The organism is Christiangramia pacifica (assembly GCF_057221535.1).
In genome coordinates this window covers 1,684,864-1,699,902 of sequence record NZ_CM170146.1, presented here as the reverse complement: position 1 = coordinate 1,699,902, position 15,039 = coordinate 1,684,864, and the positions used below count along the sequence as shown (strand labels likewise).

General features: G+C 38.7%; 13 protein-coding genes. 7 read left to right on the top strand and 6 right to left on the bottom strand.

Going from position 1 to position 15,039, the window contains the following annotated elements; all coding sequences use genetic code 11:
• Window positions 1-88: 88 nt before the first annotated feature.
• The 4 genes from mdh to asnB all read right to left on the bottom strand — a co-directional run bounded on the left by mdh (window position 89) and on the right by asnB (window position 5,948).
• Window positions 89-1,015 carry a malate dehydrogenase gene (mdh, locus tag AC2S94_RS07795; protein WP_484628045.1) on the bottom strand — a complete coding sequence of 309 codons (927 nt, stop codon included), beginning with the start codon at window positions 1,013-1,015 and terminating at the stop codon, window positions 89-91.
• A 94-nt stretch (window positions 1,016-1,109) separates the two neighbouring features.
• Window positions 1,110-2,099 carry a DUF6588 family protein gene (locus tag AC2S94_RS07790; protein WP_484630876.1) on the bottom strand — a complete coding sequence of 330 codons (990 nt, stop codon included), beginning with the start codon at window positions 2,097-2,099 and terminating at the stop codon, window positions 1,110-1,112.
• Window positions 2,100-2,218: 119 nt separating this feature from the next.
• Window positions 2,219-4,159 (bottom strand): DNA topoisomerase (ATP-hydrolyzing) subunit B, encoded by a 1,941-nt coding sequence (gene gyrB / locus AC2S94_RS07785; protein WP_484630875.1) that lies wholly within the window; start codon window positions 4,157-4,159, stop codon window positions 2,219-2,221.
• A gap of 178 nt (window positions 4,160-4,337) precedes the next feature.
• Window positions 4,338-5,948, bottom strand: a complete 1,611-nt coding sequence (gene asnB / locus AC2S94_RS07780) for an asparagine synthase B (protein ID WP_484630874.1) — start codon at window positions 5,946-5,948, stop codon at window positions 4,338-4,340.
• A gap of 256 nt (window positions 5,949-6,204) precedes the next feature.
• Here asnB and AC2S94_RS07775 point away from each other — a divergent pair, with 256 nt between their 5' ends.
• The gene (locus AC2S94_RS07775) at window positions 6,205-6,783 is read left to right on the top strand and encodes a DUF2911 domain-containing protein (protein ID WP_484630873.1); all 579 of its coding nucleotides are present in this window, start codon (window positions 6,205-6,207) and stop codon (window positions 6,781-6,783) included.
• A gap of 52 nt (window positions 6,784-6,835) precedes the next feature.
• Here the strand turns inward: AC2S94_RS07775 and AC2S94_RS07770 are convergent, their stop codons facing one another.
• Window positions 6,836-7,468: a 7-carboxy-7-deazaguanine synthase QueE gene (locus AC2S94_RS07770; protein ID WP_484630872.1), complete on the bottom strand. Its 633-nt coding sequence runs from the start codon at window positions 7,466-7,468 to the stop codon at window positions 6,836-6,838.
• A 124-nt stretch (window positions 7,469-7,592) separates the two neighbouring features.
• Between AC2S94_RS07770 and AC2S94_RS07765 the strand changes: the two genes are divergently transcribed.
• The 6 genes from AC2S94_RS07765 to AC2S94_RS07740 all read left to right on the top strand — a co-directional run bounded on the left by AC2S94_RS07765 (window position 7,593) and on the right by AC2S94_RS07740 (window position 12,950).
• On the top strand, window positions 7,593-8,876 hold the full coding sequence (locus tag AC2S94_RS07765) for a D-alanyl-D-alanine carboxypeptidase/D-alanyl-D-alanine-endopeptidase (RefSeq protein ID WP_484630871.1): 1,284 nt from the start codon (window positions 7,593-7,595) through the stop codon (window positions 8,874-8,876).
• Window positions 8,877-8,924: 48 nt separating this feature from the next.
• On the top strand, window positions 8,925-9,974 hold the full coding sequence (locus AC2S94_RS07760) for a S66 peptidase family protein (RefSeq protein WP_484630870.1): 1,050 nt from the start codon (window positions 8,925-8,927) through the stop codon (window positions 9,972-9,974).
• Between the two features lie 9 nt (window positions 9,975-9,983).
• The gene (locus AC2S94_RS07755; RefSeq protein WP_484630869.1) at window positions 9,984-11,504 is read left to right on the top strand and encodes a helicase HerA-like domain-containing protein; all 1,521 of its coding nucleotides are present in this window, start codon (window positions 9,984-9,986) and stop codon (window positions 11,502-11,504) included.
• 17 nt (window positions 11,505-11,521) lie between these two features.
• A complete protein-coding gene (locus AC2S94_RS07750) occupies window positions 11,522-12,079 on the top strand; it encodes a hypothetical protein (RefSeq protein ID WP_484630868.1) in 558 nt (185 codons plus the stop codon).
• A 2-nt stretch (window positions 12,080-12,081) separates the two neighbouring features.
• Window positions 12,082-12,678, top strand: a complete 597-nt coding sequence (locus AC2S94_RS07745) for an inorganic diphosphatase (protein ID WP_484630867.1) — start codon at window positions 12,082-12,084, stop codon at window positions 12,676-12,678.
• Between the two features lie 68 nt (window positions 12,679-12,746).
• On the top strand, window positions 12,747-12,950 hold the full coding sequence (locus AC2S94_RS07740) for a hypothetical protein (RefSeq protein WP_026933611.1): 204 nt from the start codon (window positions 12,747-12,749) through the stop codon (window positions 12,948-12,950).
• A gap of 67 nt (window positions 12,951-13,017) precedes the next feature.
• Here the strand turns inward: AC2S94_RS07740 and ftsZ are convergent, their stop codons facing one another.
• Window positions 13,018-15,015 (bottom strand): cell division protein FtsZ, encoded by a 1,998-nt coding sequence (ftsZ, locus tag AC2S94_RS07735; RefSeq protein ID WP_484630866.1) that lies wholly within the window; start codon window positions 15,013-15,015, stop codon window positions 13,018-13,020.
• Window positions 15,016-15,039: the final 24 nt, after the last annotated feature.

The following is a 15,039-nucleotide window of genomic DNA, read 5'->3' as shown; positions in this document are numbered from 1 at the left end:
TTTTGGATAATTTTAACTTTTTAACGCATTAAAAAAGCCGCAGAAACTGCGGCTTTCAAGAGTATTTTAAATGAATTATTCTAAAAAATTACACGTCAAGTAATCCGTTGGTTTTTTTCACACCTTCAGCACTTTCCTTCATTTTAGCTTTTTCAGCATCATCCAGTTTTAATTCAACGATTTTTTCCAGTCCATCCTTACCTAGAATAGCAGGAACTCCGATACAAAGATCGCTCAATCCGTATTCCCCGTCAAGTAAGGCAGAACAAGGGAACATCTTTTTCTGGTCACAAGCGATCGCCTGTACCAATCCAGACACCGCAGCTCCGGGAGCATACCATGCGCTTGTTCCCAATAATTTGGTTAAAGTAGCCCCACCAACCTTAGTATCTTCAGATACCTGATTCAATCTGTCTTCAGATAAAAATGCGGTTACAGGAACTGAATTTCTGGTAGCCAGTCTTGTCAAAGGCACCATTCCGGTATCACTGTGTCCACCTATTACCATTCCGTCCACATCAGATGGAGGACATTCAAGGGCTTCACTCAATCTATACTTGAAACGAGCGCTGTCTAACGCACCACCCATCCCAATAATTTTATTTTTTGGAAGTCCCGTAGTTTTGTGTACCAGGTAAGTCATAGTATCCATTGGATTACTAACTACGATCAATGTTACATTTGGTGAATGCTTGATAAGATTTGAAGAAACCTCTTTTACAATCCCTGCATTGATCCCGATCAATTCTTCTCTGGTCATTCCCGGTTTACGTGGTATACCACTCGTTATAACCGCGATATCACTATCTGCAGTTTTAGAATAATCGTTTGTACTTCCTGTTATTTTTGTATCGAAGCCATTAAGAGTAGCTGTTTGCATAAGGTCCATTGCTTTACCTTCAGCATAACCTTCTTTAATATCAAGCAATACAACTTCTGAAGCAAAATTTTTAATGGCAACGTATTCGGCACAGCTGGCACCTACGGCACCTGCTCCTACTATGGTAACTTTCATGTTAAAATATTATTTAATTTCTATTAATAATGACTGCGAAATTACGAATAATGAGGCAGTATTAATAATAAGGAATGGTTAAATCGTTGAAGATCTACAGGATGAAATGCAAGCCAAGATTCAGGTTTACAAATTTTCCGGCAGTTGCCATAGTACTAATTTTAAACTTATTGAAGTACAAATTAAAACCAATGTCTCCTTTGAACTGAGCAGATTTATCATTCAGTCTTGTGATTTCACTGTTGATCAATGGCAAAGCAATTCCGCTTCCTCCAAATTCATATTCGAAATCTGACATAGCAACTCCAAGAGCTCCAAATATCTCAAAATTCTCATACTTTTTAGACGCTAAAGCTTCAGCCATCCAAACATCTGCAGATACGTCAATTTGATTTAATTGAACAACCTGTTCTACTGAAATTGGGTCAAAATCATATTTTACATCGAAAATATTATAAGATAGTACCGCAGCTACCTGAAAGTCATCCTCATCATTAAATCTGAAATATTGTCCAAAATTGTGCTTCAAACCAACTCCGTAGGTGCTGAATTCAGATCCGTCAATTTCCAGAGAAGGTAATGCACGAACAGCAATTTCGGTTCCGTAAGGCAAGCCAACGGAAACCTGGGCAAATGGATAAGCTAAAGCACCTTTATCTATCCCATCAATCGCATCAAATCCAGAAATAGGAATCGTCTGACCGGCATAATCAACCTCTCCTTCGAACTGCACATCGGTTTCTGCCCCAAAAGCTGTTGGCAGAACAGCGCGATCATCGCCAGTAATTCTTAGAATATTAAAATCATTGTTATTAATAGTAAACTCTTTTCTACTGCTAGGAACAAATATTGCGTTAGCATGAACAGACACATCTACCTTCCATTTATCTAGGGCACGTGCAGAGGTAAACCATCCGGCAGTCGCCTGGTAAGCAGCACTTTCTGATGCCGGACTGGCGAATCCATTTGCCAGAAAAAGCATGTCATTTACAAATAGGTCCAGATCTGTCTGGGCCTCTTGAGCTGAAGAATTCAGGGAAAAAGTAAATATTCCCAGGAATAAAATTTTGGTGATATTTTTCACGGAAATTTGGGTTTAGGTTATTTAAAAATAATAAATATTAAGTTCGCTCCGTACCAGAACGAAAAAAACCCACACTTATTAGCAAGTAGTGGGTCTTTCAAAATATATTTTAATTAGAATTATGCGTCAATATTTGCATACTTCGCGTTCTTTTCAATGAATTCTCTACGTGGTGGAACCTCATCTCCCATTAACATTGAGAAGATCCTATCGGCTTCTCCACCATTATCGATATTCACCTGTCTTAAGATTCTGAATTCAGGATCCATAGTTGTATCCCAAAGCTGTTCCGCGTTCATCTCCCCAAGACCCTTATATCTCTGGATTTGAACTCCCCCACTGTATTCAGCAGCGATCTCATCACGCTCTTTTTCATTCCATGCATAACGCTTCTTCTGACCTTTTTTCACAAGGTAAAGTGGCGGTGTTGCAATATAGATATGACCATTTTCGATCAATTCTTTCATGTATCTGAAGAAGAAAGTTAAGATCAATGTTTCAATGTGGCTACCATCCACGTCGGCATCACACATGATCACGATCTTATGATATCTCAGTTTTGAAAGGTTCAATGCCTTGCTATCCTCTTCGGTTCCAATAGTAACTCCAAGAGCTGTGTAAATATTCTTGATCTCTTCATTATCGAAAACACGGTGAGACATCGCTTTTTCAACATTAAGAATTTTACCTCTTAGAGGCAAAATGGCCTGAAATCTACGATCTCTTCCCTGTTTTGCTGTACCACCTGCCGAGTCTCCCTCAACAAGAAATACTTCACACTGTTCCGGATCCTGCTCAGAGCAGTCTGATAATTTCCCAGGCAAACCACCAACACTCATGGCGGTTTTACGCTGAACCATTTCACGGGCTTTTTTCGCAGCATTTCTAGCCTGCGCAGCAAGTATTACTTTCTGAACGATGGTCTTGGCATCGTTCGGGTTTTCTTCAAGGTAATTTTCCAGCATTTCAGAAACAGCCTGAGATACTGCTGAAGTCACCTCTCGGTTACCCAACTTTGTCTTCGTCTGACCTTCAAATTGAGGTTCAGCAACTTTCACTGAAATAATCGCGGTCAATCCTTCACGGAAATCATCCCCGGTAATTTCAAATTTCACTTTATCCAGAAGACCGGAAGCATCAGCATACTTTTTCAGTGTAGTGGTAAGACCTCTTCTAAATCCGGATAAATGTGTACCTCCTTCGTGAGTATTAATGTTATTTACATAAGAATGCAGGTTTTCATTGAATGATGTGTTGTATACCATCGCAACTTCTACTGGAATATCATTCTTTTCACCTTCCATAGAGATCACATCTCCAATGATAGGCTCACGATTTCCATCAAGGAACCTGATAAATTCTTTCAGACCTTCTTCAGAATGGAAGTCATCATGAACAAATTCACCATTATCTTCCTTATTTCTTTTATCGGTAAGGCTGATCCTAATTCCTTTGTTCAAATATGCCAGCTCTCGCATACGGCTAGCCAGAGTATCATAATTATACTCCAGAGTCTGCGTGAAGATGCTTGGATCTGGCTTAAACGTTACCAGAGTACCGCTTAATTCTGTTTCACCAACCGGCTTAACAGGATACATTGGTTTTCCAATTTCATATTCCTGTTCCCAGATCTGGTTATCTCTGTAAACTGTAGCTTTAAGATGAGTTGAAAGTGCGTTAACACAACTAACCCCAACTCCGTGAAGACCACCGGAAACCTTATAAGAATCCTTATCGAATTTCCCTCCTGCACCAATCTTGGTCATTACAACCTGAAGTGCAGAAACGCCTTCTTTTTTATGCATGTCAATCGGGATACCTCTACCGTTATCTTCTACGGTAATGGAATTATCCTCATTGATAGTAACTTTTATATTGTCACAGTGTCCGGCAAGGGCCTCATCGATAGAGTTATCAACAACTTCATACACCAAATGGTGCAAACCTCTAACGCCGGTATCCCCAATATACATTGAAGGCCGCATACGAACATGCTCCATTCCCTCCAACGCCTGAATACTGTCGGCGGAATAATTATGTTTCTTAGCTTCTTCGCTCATATAATATGCTAATTAATTTCGTCTTTTTGGATAACGAACAAATATAACAATTCGCATATTTTTAACAGGTTGAAGCAGGAGCATAAGCCCTTAAGTTATCAACAAATTATGTGGAAAAACCCGAATCCTTTAGTAAAACTTTCAGAATTCGGGTTCCATTTTCAGATAGTGATGAAAATTAAACTTTAGACAATTCTTTTTTCATTCCCGGCGCAACGTGAGTTTCGTTTGCACGACCACTAGGATCAAGATCTTTCTGCCATTTCGGGATCCATCTTTTTACTGTTTTTGCAGCTGAATCCTGAGGGAAATGTTTACTGAACAATTCACGATAGAAATAAGCTTCTTTCGTTGCCGGAGTGTTCACCGGATATTTCAATGCAGCGGTTTCCATTTGCACATCACTTACCTGCTTTGAAGCATAATCGATAAGTTGATCTATCCAGTTGTAACCAACTCCGTCGCTAAACTGCTCTTTTTGTCTCCAAAGAACTTCATCAGGAAGAAAAGGTTTTTCAGGAGTATCAAATGCTTTACGCAGAATGTATTTCTCAACCCCATCGTAAGTAACTGGCATTTTTTCTTCAGGAACAATTTCCATAGCCGTCTTTAAAAAGGCTTTATCAAGGAATGGAACCCTAGCTTCCAGACCATGGGCCATGGTAGATTTATCAGCTCTTAAACAGTCAGCAGTTGCTAATCTCTGAACTCTTCTAATCGTTTCTTTCTGAAATTCTTCTGCTGAAGGTGCATTTTTGAAATAAAGATAACCTCCGAAAATTTCATCTGAACCTTCACCTGAAAGCACTACTTTAATACCTTTTTCAGCAATTGCTTTAGAAAGGAAATACATTGGAGTGCTCGCTCTAATTGAAGTCACATCATAAGTTTCCAAATGCCAGACTAACTGACTCAAAATCTCGATCCCTTCTTCTACGGTGAAATGGATCTCGTGATGTTCAGTCCCAAGAAAATCTGCAACTTTTCTCGCGGCGATAAGATCTGGTGCGTCAGCATCCAAACCTATTGAAAAAGAATGTAGCGTCTGCTCTGATCCTTCAATTAGTCTTGCTGCAATTGAAGAAGTTAAAGATGAATCAAGACCACCACTTAAAAGAACTCCAAGCGGAACATCTGCCATCAATCTTTTTCTAGTTGCATCGATCAGACTTTCTCTTAATTTCTTCAGATCTGCAGGTTGAACTGCCTTTTCAGAATCAAACCATTCCGGAGTATAATATCTTACAAAACCAGTCTCAGGAGTATAATAATGTCCTGGAGGAAATGCAGAGAATTCTACACAGCTATCAGCAAGGGCTTTCATTTCACTGGCAAACCACATTGCACCGGTTTCATCTGTCCCAAAATATAATGGCTTCACTCCTATCGGGTCTCTACCAACTATAAAATCATCTCCATCTATGATCACGAATGAAAATACACCATCAAGCTTATCTACGAAATCGACACCGTATTTCTCATACATATGCACGATCACTTCTGAATCTCCGGTAGTTCTGAAACTATGATCTTTTAATTCATTATTTCGTAAAGCCATGTGGTTATAGATCTCACCATTATGAACCATCCACGCTGTACTGGTTCCCTGAATAGGCTGAATCCCTGTTGTTAGATCTACAATGGAAAGACGTTCGTGAGATAACACATGACCTTTCTCTGTAATTTTTAATCCGCTTTCATCGGGTCCTCTATGAGACATTCTTTTTGAAAGGCTACTAATTTTTGCCGCTTCAACGTCTTTTCCGATAACTGCTAAAATTCCACACATGACTAATATTATTTATAATTACAATACAAATATTAGTTTAAACTTACTTTTACAAAACACATATCATTATATTAGTTATTTATGGAAATAAAATTTGGTTAATTAGATGCCATATAAAAGATAACTTAGCGTATTCCGTAATAATTTCTTTCATATGTAAACCTCACAAATTTTAACAGCACCTTTGATATTCTTTAACAAACCTAACAGATCGCTTCAATTATCTTTATTAAAAATATAAACTAAACAGAAAAACATGAAAAAGTTGATTATAGGAGGACTTAGCGCCCTTTGTTTATTGATAGCAAATCCTGTGAATGCACAGGAAGATGAAAAAGTAAATTATTCTAAGGAAGAGCTGAAGTTCTCTAAAATGGATGCAAGCCCAATGGACCTGGCTTTATACAGAGATCAGAACGACCAGGCGGTGGCTAGGGTTATTTACAGCCGACCTCAAAAAAGAGATCGTGAAATTTTTGGAAAATTGATTCCTTACGGAGAAGTTTGGAGAACCGGAGCTAATGAAGCAACTGAAATCACTTTGTACAAAGACATGAAAGTAGCTGACGCTGTAGTTAAAGCCGGAACCTACACTCTTTACTCTATTCCAGGAGAATCTGAATGGACTGTTATTCTTAACGGAAAAACCAATACCTGGGGAGCATATGAATATACAGATAAAGAAGATAAAGTTAGAATTAACGTGCCGGTAAGAAAAGCACCTAACACCATTGAATCACTTTCTATGGCCTTCCAGGAGTCTAAAAAAGGAGCAGATTTACTTATTGGATGGGATAATAGCTACGTAAAAGTACCGTTTGAAACTATTAAGTAATTCAAGTTTCAATAAAACAATAAAAAAGACGCCGATCGGCGTCTTTTTTATTTTAAGGTATATTCAAATATTTATGCGTTTGTAAGGAAACCTTCCATTGAGGATTTTTCATAACGTAATCCACGATCATCGGTATAACCTTGTCCCGGTTACTCCATTCCGGCTGTAAATACAGAATACAATTTTCGCTTACTTTGGCCGCCTGTTCTTCAGCGAATTTAAGATCATGCTTATTAAAAACGATAACCTTCAATTCATTGGCTAAAGGATAGATCGCCTCTTTTGGAAGTTTTATCTTCTTTGGTGAAAGACAGATCCAGTCCCAGGTTCCGGTAAGATCATATGCTCCGGAAGTTTCAATATGAATATCACAAGCCTTCTTCTTTAAATTGGCAGTTAGCTCGGTCATGTCCCATGTTAAAGGCTCTCCCCCGGTTATTACGACTGTCTTACTGAATTTAGTTGCATTTTCCACGATTTGACCAATATGCGTTGGAGGATGAACGTCTGCATCCCAACTTTCCTTCACATCACACCAGTGACAGCCAACATCACAACCACCGATTCTAATAAAATATGCGGCTGTTCCTTTGTGAAATCCTTCACCCTGGATCGTGTAAAATTCTTCCATCAAAGGAAGCATCACTCCTCTGTCTACCAGCTCTCTTGTCTCTTCTGAAATCATAGCCTGCAAAGATAACCAATATCTTTCAGCTTGAATAATGCAAACCAGAACTTCTATAATGCCCTAAAAAGCCTTGGTGAGAAATGATTTTTACCGTTATCTTTAAATCGAAAACTTGATTCCTTTGAGCTCATCAATCAACAGACTTTTCCTATTCCTGCTTACATTATCCTGTTTATCATGTGGGCCGTCTCTCAAAAAACAGTTTCAGACTTCAAAAAATTTTAAGCATGGTTTTACTGGAATTGCCATTTTTGACCTGGAAGAAGATCAAATGATCTATGAATATAATTCAGATAAATACTTTACTCCTGCTTCAAACACCAAATTATTAACGTGGTTGGCCGGCCTGAAATATCTGGGTGATTCGATCCCCGCATTCAGTTACAAAACTACTTCCGATTCGCTGTATTTCTCAGCCACGGGGGATCCGAGTTTATTGAATGAGAAGTTTGAAAAAAACAGGAGTCTCGATCTACTAAAAGACACCGAGCAACATTTGGTTTACATACAATCTAACTGGGACGAAGATCCCCTGGGAAGCGGCTGGGCATGGGATGATTATAATTATGCTTTCTCAGCGGAAAGATCTCCATTCCCGATCTTTGGCAACTCAATTCGAATCAATTACCAGAAGAATTCAGAAACTCTCGAGGTAAAGCCTGAATATTTCTCAGATTCGCTTACGCTAAAGAAACCAGGGACAAGCACTTATCGAAATTTTGACTCCAATCAATTTACTATTGGCAAACCCGAAACTGATTATTCCAGATCAATTCCCTTCCGAACTTCTGAAAGAACCAGCGTGAATATCCTAAGCGATATTCTAAAAAAACCAATAACCTATAAAATTGATCCAGATCGTCTTTCTGAATTAGATGAAAATTTCTATTCAGTTTCTTCAGACTCACTTTACAAAATAATGCTTCACAATAGTGACAATTTGATTGCCGAACAAATTCTTTTAATGAGTTCCCTGAAGATCTCGGATACATTAAATAAAGAGAACTCAATTTCCGAATTACAGAAAAGGGATCTTTTTGATCTTCCAGATGAAGTTTTCTGGGTTGATGGCTCCGGATTATCCCGATACAACCTGATCACCCCAAGATCCATGATAAATATCCTTAGGAAAATTGAAAAAATTACGGGGATTGAGAGATTAATGGCTTTACTGCCAGAAGCTGGAAAGGAAGGCACGCTCAAAAATTTTCTGACTAATGAAGAACCTTTTATTTGTGCAAAATCGGGTAGCTTGAGAAACAATTTTAGTTTAAGCGGAATTTTGATTTCAAACAAAGGAAAGATATTACTTTTCAGCTTCATGAATTCTAATTATACTGTGCCCTCTGGAGATCTGAAGGCAGAGATGGAAAAAATTCTAATTAGGATCAGAGATAAATATTGAATTCTTTAACTGATAAATATTCCCTAATTTCGGATTAGCATTAAAACTATGAAAAGAAGAAATTTTGTTTTTAATCTTGGTCTGGCTAGTATCGCTTATCCTTTGGCCTCATTCACCAAACCGGATTTCAACTTATTAGATTCGAATACTTTGATCCCGAATCGACTCAAAGAAGGTGATACCATAGGAATTGTAAGCCCTGCCGGCGCTATCTTTGAAACCGAGCCTTATGAAATTGCCCGGGAAACTTTCGAAGCCATGGGCCTGAAGGTGAGATTTGGTGAATTTACGCAGAGTAGATATGGTCACCTGGCGGGAACTGATGAGCAACGCGCAGAGGAATTGAATGCGATGTTTGGGGATAAAAATATTAAAGCGATCATCGCCTTAAGAGGCGGTTCCGGTTCAGCAAGGATTCTTGACAAACTTGATTATGACCTCATCAAGAGAAATCCGAAAATATTTGTTGGCTACAGCGATATTACCGCTTTACACCTCGCCATTTATAAGAATACCAGACTGGTTACATTTCATGGACCGGTGGCAGTTTCGAGTTGGAATGACTTCAGTTATGAATATTTTAGAAAACTTCTTTTTGAAGGAGAAAACATCACATATACCAATCCTAATTCAAAAGCTGGCGGATTAACCCAAACCAGCAATCGCATTAGAACGATAAATCCTGGAAAAAGTAAAGGCAAACTACTGGGTGGAAATCTTTCCGTTCTAACCTCCATCATGGGAACGCCATATTTTCCTGAAGACTGGAATGGTAAAATTTTATATATCGAGGATATTGGTGAAAAAATTTACGCGGTAGACAGGATGATGTCTCAATTAGAACTTGGAGGAATACTTGCTCAAATCTCTGGATTTGTATTTGGAAAATGTAATGGTTGTGATCCCGGAGGTAGCGGCTATGGTTCTCTTACGATGGAAGAAGTAATTGATCATTATATAAAACCACTAGATATTCCAGCTTATTCCGGAGCGATGATTGGTCATATTGATGATAATATTACACTGCCAAATGGAATTGAAGCTGAAATTGATGCGGAAAACGGAACTATCAAACTTCTAAATTCTGCCGTAAAATAATCAAGAATCATGAAAAGCAAGGAAGATTTTATAGCTAAGATCTCGAAAGGTTATACCACCAAAGGAGATTATATTTACCTGGGCGCAGGGATGCTGGACAATGAAGTGCATGCTGATGCTGCAGTAAAAATTCCTTTAAAAACAATGAACCGGCACGGATTGATCGCCGGTGCAACAGGAACCGGAAAATCAAAAACCCTTCAGATCATTGCTGAAAATCTTTCAGAAAAGGGAGTTCCGGTTATGCTCATGGATGTAAAAGGTGACCTAAGTGGTGTGGCAAAAGCCTCAGATGGTGCCGATTTTATTGACGAGCGCCATAAAAAACTTGACTTTCCTTTTACGCCCAAAGCTTCCCCTGTCGAGATCCTTACACTGTCTGATCAGGATGGGATCAGGTTAAGAGCTACGGTGAGCGAATTTGGACCGGTCTTGCTTTCGAGAATCCTTGACCTCACTTCAACCCAAACAGGTATTCTTGCGATCATTTTTAAGTATTGTGATGATCAACAACTGCCATTGCTGGATCTTAAAGACCTGAAAAAGATCATACAGTATTCTACCGAAGAAGGGAAAGAGGAATTTGAAGATAATTATGGAAGGATTTCTAAAGCCTCGACGGGAGCCATTCTCAGAAAAATTGTATCTCTGGAACAACAGGGTGCAGATCTATTCTTTGGTGAAAGATCTTTTGAAGTGAATGATCTTTTACGCAAGAACAGCGACGGAAAAGGATTTATTAATATTTTGCGATTAACTGATATCCAGGACAGACCAAAGCTTTTCTCAACTTTTATGCTGAGCTTATTGGCAGAGATCTATTCTACTTTTCCGGAAAAAGGCGATATGGATAAACCTGAACTGGTTATGTTTATTGACGAAGCTCATCTTATTTTTGAGGAAGCTTCAGATGCTTTGCTTGACCAGATAGAAAGTATCGTGAAACTTATTCGATCTAAAGGCGTTGGAATTTATTTTGTCACTCAGAATCCGTCAGATGTTCCGGAAGAAGTTTTAGGCCAATTAGGATTGAAAGTTCAGCACGCCTTAAGAGCATTTACAGCCAAGGATAGAAAGGCGATAAAATTAGCCGCGGAAAATTATCCGGAATCAGATTTTTACGATACCAAAAACATGCTTACGGCGTTAGGTATTGGAGAAGCTTTAGTTTCAGCTTTAGACGAAAAAGGCAGACCTTCTCCTCTGGTTGCCACGATGCTTAGAGCACCCATGAGCAGAATGGACGTACTTACCGATAAAGAATTAAGAGACCTGATAAAGTCTTCAGATCTCAAGGCGAAGTATAACGAAGAGATAGACCGTGAAAGCGCCTATGAACTGCTGAACAGGAAAATTGAAATAGCCGAAAAAGAAGAAGCAAAGGAAAAAGCTGAAGAAGAGCGAAGAAAAGTAACTAAAACCAGTTCCCGCCGAAGTACGAAAAGTACCGAGGGAGCAATTATAAAAGTATTGACCAGCGCCACCTTTATAAGAGGTGTGATGGGAATACTGAATAAATTTTTAAAATAAAAACTACTCAATCTACAATGTACAAAAGAGCTTTATTAATTATTGGTTTATGTGTTAGTGTTGCATCCTGCACCAGCGATGAAGAAAATCCGTTTTTAATTACACCCACACAGGTAGGACCTTTAAAAAAAGAAATTAAGATAAATCAGCTGGATTCAATTTTTCAGGGAGACAGTATTGTTAGGCAAACTAGCGGACCTCAGGATTTCAGAACCACTGATGAGATCAAAATTTTTGGAGAAGATGGCCAGGCATTAATGAGCCTGGAACCTTTACAGGAATTTGACTCAACCAGCACTATTGGTTATATAAGAATTCTTGATCCACGTTACGAAACGAAACAAGGAATTAATATTGAAAGTACTTTCAAGGAGATTGTGGAAAATTATACGATCTCCAGAATTGAAAATACCATCAATTCTGCTGTAGTATTTCTTGATGAGATCAACGCATACATCACGATAGATAAAAACCAGTTACCTACTAATTTAAGATACGATACAGACAGCAAGATCATGGCTTCCCAAATTCCGGATGACGCCAAGATCAAATACTTTATGATCTACTGGAATTAAGAATGCGTAACATTTTTTTCATTTTAGGGCTTTGCGTGGTTACCAGTTGTAAAACTTCTATTGACTATTTACAAACAGATCTTAAATCTGAAAATGGATATTACCAGGCCGTGGTTGAAATTCCTGCAGGCACGAATTCGAAAATAGAATACGACAAAGTTGCCAGGGTTTTCAAACCTTCATTGAGAGATGGAAAAGAGCGAAAAATAGATTTTCTCGCATATCCTGCGAATTACGGATTTATTCCCTCCACTTTCTCTGATCCTGAAAAAGGTGGTGATGGAGATGCCCTGGATGTCATGATCCTAAGCTCGACCATTCCTTCAGGAAAAGTGATTGAAATCATTCCTATTGGAATGCTCAAATTAATGGATGACGGCGAACAGGATTTTAAAGTAATTGCCATACCTGCAGACAAAAATCTGCGGACTATTTCGGCTGAGACTTTTAAAGATTTCGTTAAAAATTATGAACCCGCGAAGAATATCATTGAAGGCTGGTTTTTGAATTACGATCCTGCTGACGATATGAAAATACAAGGTTGGGCAGATGAAAAAGAAGCTGAAGCTGAAATATTGAAATTGCAAACCGAGTTTTAAAATTTGTTAATATTCACGTTACTTTCAATTGTTTAACTACTTTTATTTCATAACCAATAATAAATGTTATGATTAAAGTCTTAGCAATGATTATGACCATAGGAGGTGCTATCGCACTTGTTATGGGAGTATTAGGAATTTTTGGTAGTGTAGCTTTAATGCTTAGCCCCTGGGCACTCACTATCCTTGGCTTCGTATTTTTCGTTGCCGGAATTTCCATGTTGAAGTACAGAAGAGATACAGATGAAGTTCAGGCAAAAGCCCAGAATTGATTTTATCTATTTTATGTAATAAAAAAAGGCAGCCATTTGGCTGCCTTTTTTCTTGGCTAGGTTGAAATTAATCTACATTATCATGTAGAAAAGAGTTGTTTCTTCTGAAATGAAGATCATTATTTTCGTCCTGATCTATACTTGTTCTGGACAGCTTACCTTCTCCTGGCTTAGAATTATCAAGTTCTATTCCAGCCCTTTTATAAGCCGGCTGCTTTTCGATCTCATCGATTTGAGCAGAACCTGTTCTGAATTTATAATTGAATTCCTTCATTTTCGCCTTTCTCTCTGCAGTACGTTGTCTAACAACTTCTGATGAAATAGGATTATCGAAGGGATCATGACCGTCTCCGGTATTCTCTTTTTCTGGAGATGGAGCTACCGTTCTTTTTTCAAAAGCGATCGTTTCATCTTTAGGCTCTTCTTCCTTTTTAGGAGCTTTTGAATTTTCAAGCTTCTGCTCCATTTCCATATAATCATCAAGACTATATCTCTTTATTCCCTGGGCAGAACTTTCAGTAACTGGAACGATTTCCACCGCTTCGTTTACTTTTATATTCTTTGCCTCTTCTTCAATTTCTTCTTCCTCCAGACTGTGTCGAGTCACCTCCTGGTATTTTGGAGTAGATCTGGGTTTATCTTCTTCTTTGTTCATAGGCATGTCAAAAGTGAACATGAATTGCTCTTCGCTATCATTTTTCACTTCTTCAGGCTCATTAACCTCCATTGCCTTTACCTCGTCGCTGGTATCATTGATGATAAATTCTTCAGGATCTACTTCTTCATATGTAACATCCAGTTTACGAGCGAAATCTGGAGTCTTTAAAATATCATCTACTTTTTTATGAATATTTCCAACTTCATCAACCTCTTCTTCGGTTTCATCTAACGTATGAACTATTTTCTCCTCTTTTGCGGGCTCATCAAACTGAAGCTCGTTGTTCGGATTATCATTCACCGGCGCATTGGTAACCTGAGAAATTGGCGCAGATCTTTTAGTTGTTAGATCCTGTTCAGCCTTTTGCTCATCTTCCAAGGTGTGAATGATCTTCTTAGTTTCTGTATTAGTGATCTCATTTTGCTGTTCCACATCGAAACCAGTAGCGATAATGGTTACAGCAATTGCATCTTCTAAAGCCTCGTCTTCACCAACACCCATTATGATGTTTGCACTGTGACCAGCTTCTGCCTGAATGTGATCGTTAATTTCTCCAATTTCATCAATAGTGATCTCCTCGTTACCAGATACAATAAGCAGTAAAACATTTTTGGCACCGGTGATCTTATTATCATTTAATAAAGGAGAATCTAAAGCTTTCATGATTGCGTCTGTAGCCCTGCTGGCTCCTGAAGCCTGCGCAGAACCCATGATCGCGGTACCTGAATTACTTAATACTGTTTTTGCATCTCGCAAGTCAATGTTTTGCGTGTAGTGATGCGTAATTACTTCGGCAATACCTCTGGATGCTGTTGCCAGCACTTCATCAGCCTTAGAGAAACCTGCTTTAAATCCAAGATTTCCGTAAACTTCACGAAGTTTGTTATTATTGATCACAATTAAAGAATCTACATGACTTCTAAGTCTTTCAACTCCTAATTGTGCCTGTTCATTTCTATTTCTACCTTCAAACTGAAAAGGAATGGTTACAATACCAACGGTAAGAATATCCAGTTCCTTAGCCTGTTTGGCAATAATTGGCGCAGCTCCTGTACCGGTACCACCACCCATTCCGGCAGTGATGAATACCATTTTAGTATTAGAATCCAGCATTTGTTTGATTTCCTCAAAACTCTCTACTGCTGCTTTCTCCCCAATTTCGGGATTTGCTCCTGCTCCTAGTCCTTCAGTAAGCGTCACACCTAATTGAATCTTGTTGGGAACCGGACTGTTTTCAAGTGCCTGGGAATCGGTATTACAAACAACGAAATCAACCCCTTTTATTCCTAACTGGAACATGTGGTTGATGGCATTGCTTCCTCCACCGCCTACTCCTATCACTTTGATGACGTTCGATTGATTCTTAGGTAAATCGAATGAGATGTCTCCAAATTCTGTACTGCTCATAAACTCTGTTTTACTGGTTGTATC

Coding starts and splice junctions, on each gene's coding strand:
- AC2S94_RS07750 (WP_484630868.1), top strand. CDS start 11,522: ATGTACAAAAGAGCTTTATTAATTATTGGTTTATGTGTTAGTGTTGCA.
- asnB (WP_484630874.1), bottom strand. CDS start 5,948: ATGTGTGGAATTTTAGCAGTTATCGGAAAAGACGTTGAAGCGGCAAAA.
- gyrB (WP_484630875.1), bottom strand. CDS start 4,159: ATGAGCGAAGAAGCTAAGAAACATAATTATTCCGCCGACAGTATTCAG.
- AC2S94_RS07745 (WP_484630867.1), top strand. CDS start 12,082: ATGCGTAACATTTTTTTCATTTTAGGGCTTTGCGTGGTTACCAGTTGT.
- AC2S94_RS07760 (WP_484630870.1), top strand. CDS start 8,925: ATGAAAAGAAGAAATTTTGTTTTTAATCTTGGTCTGGCTAGTATCGCT.
- mdh (WP_484628045.1), bottom strand. CDS start 1,015: ATGAAAGTTACCATAGTAGGAGCAGGTGCCGTAGGTGCCAGCTGTGCC.
- AC2S94_RS07740 (WP_026933611.1), top strand. CDS start 12,747: ATGATTAAAGTCTTAGCAATGATTATGACCATAGGAGGTGCTATCGCA.
- AC2S94_RS07775 (WP_484630873.1), top strand. CDS start 6,205: ATGAAAAAGTTGATTATAGGAGGACTTAGCGCCCTTTGTTTATTGATA.
- AC2S94_RS07755 (WP_484630869.1), top strand. CDS start 9,984: ATGAAAAGCAAGGAAGATTTTATAGCTAAGATCTCGAAAGGTTATACC.
- AC2S94_RS07770 (WP_484630872.1), bottom strand. CDS start 7,468: ATGATTTCAGAAGAGACAAGAGAGCTGGTAGACAGAGGAGTGATGCTT.
- ftsZ (WP_484630866.1), bottom strand. CDS start 15,015: ATGAGCAGTACAGAATTTGGAGACATCTCATTCGATTTACCTAAGAAT.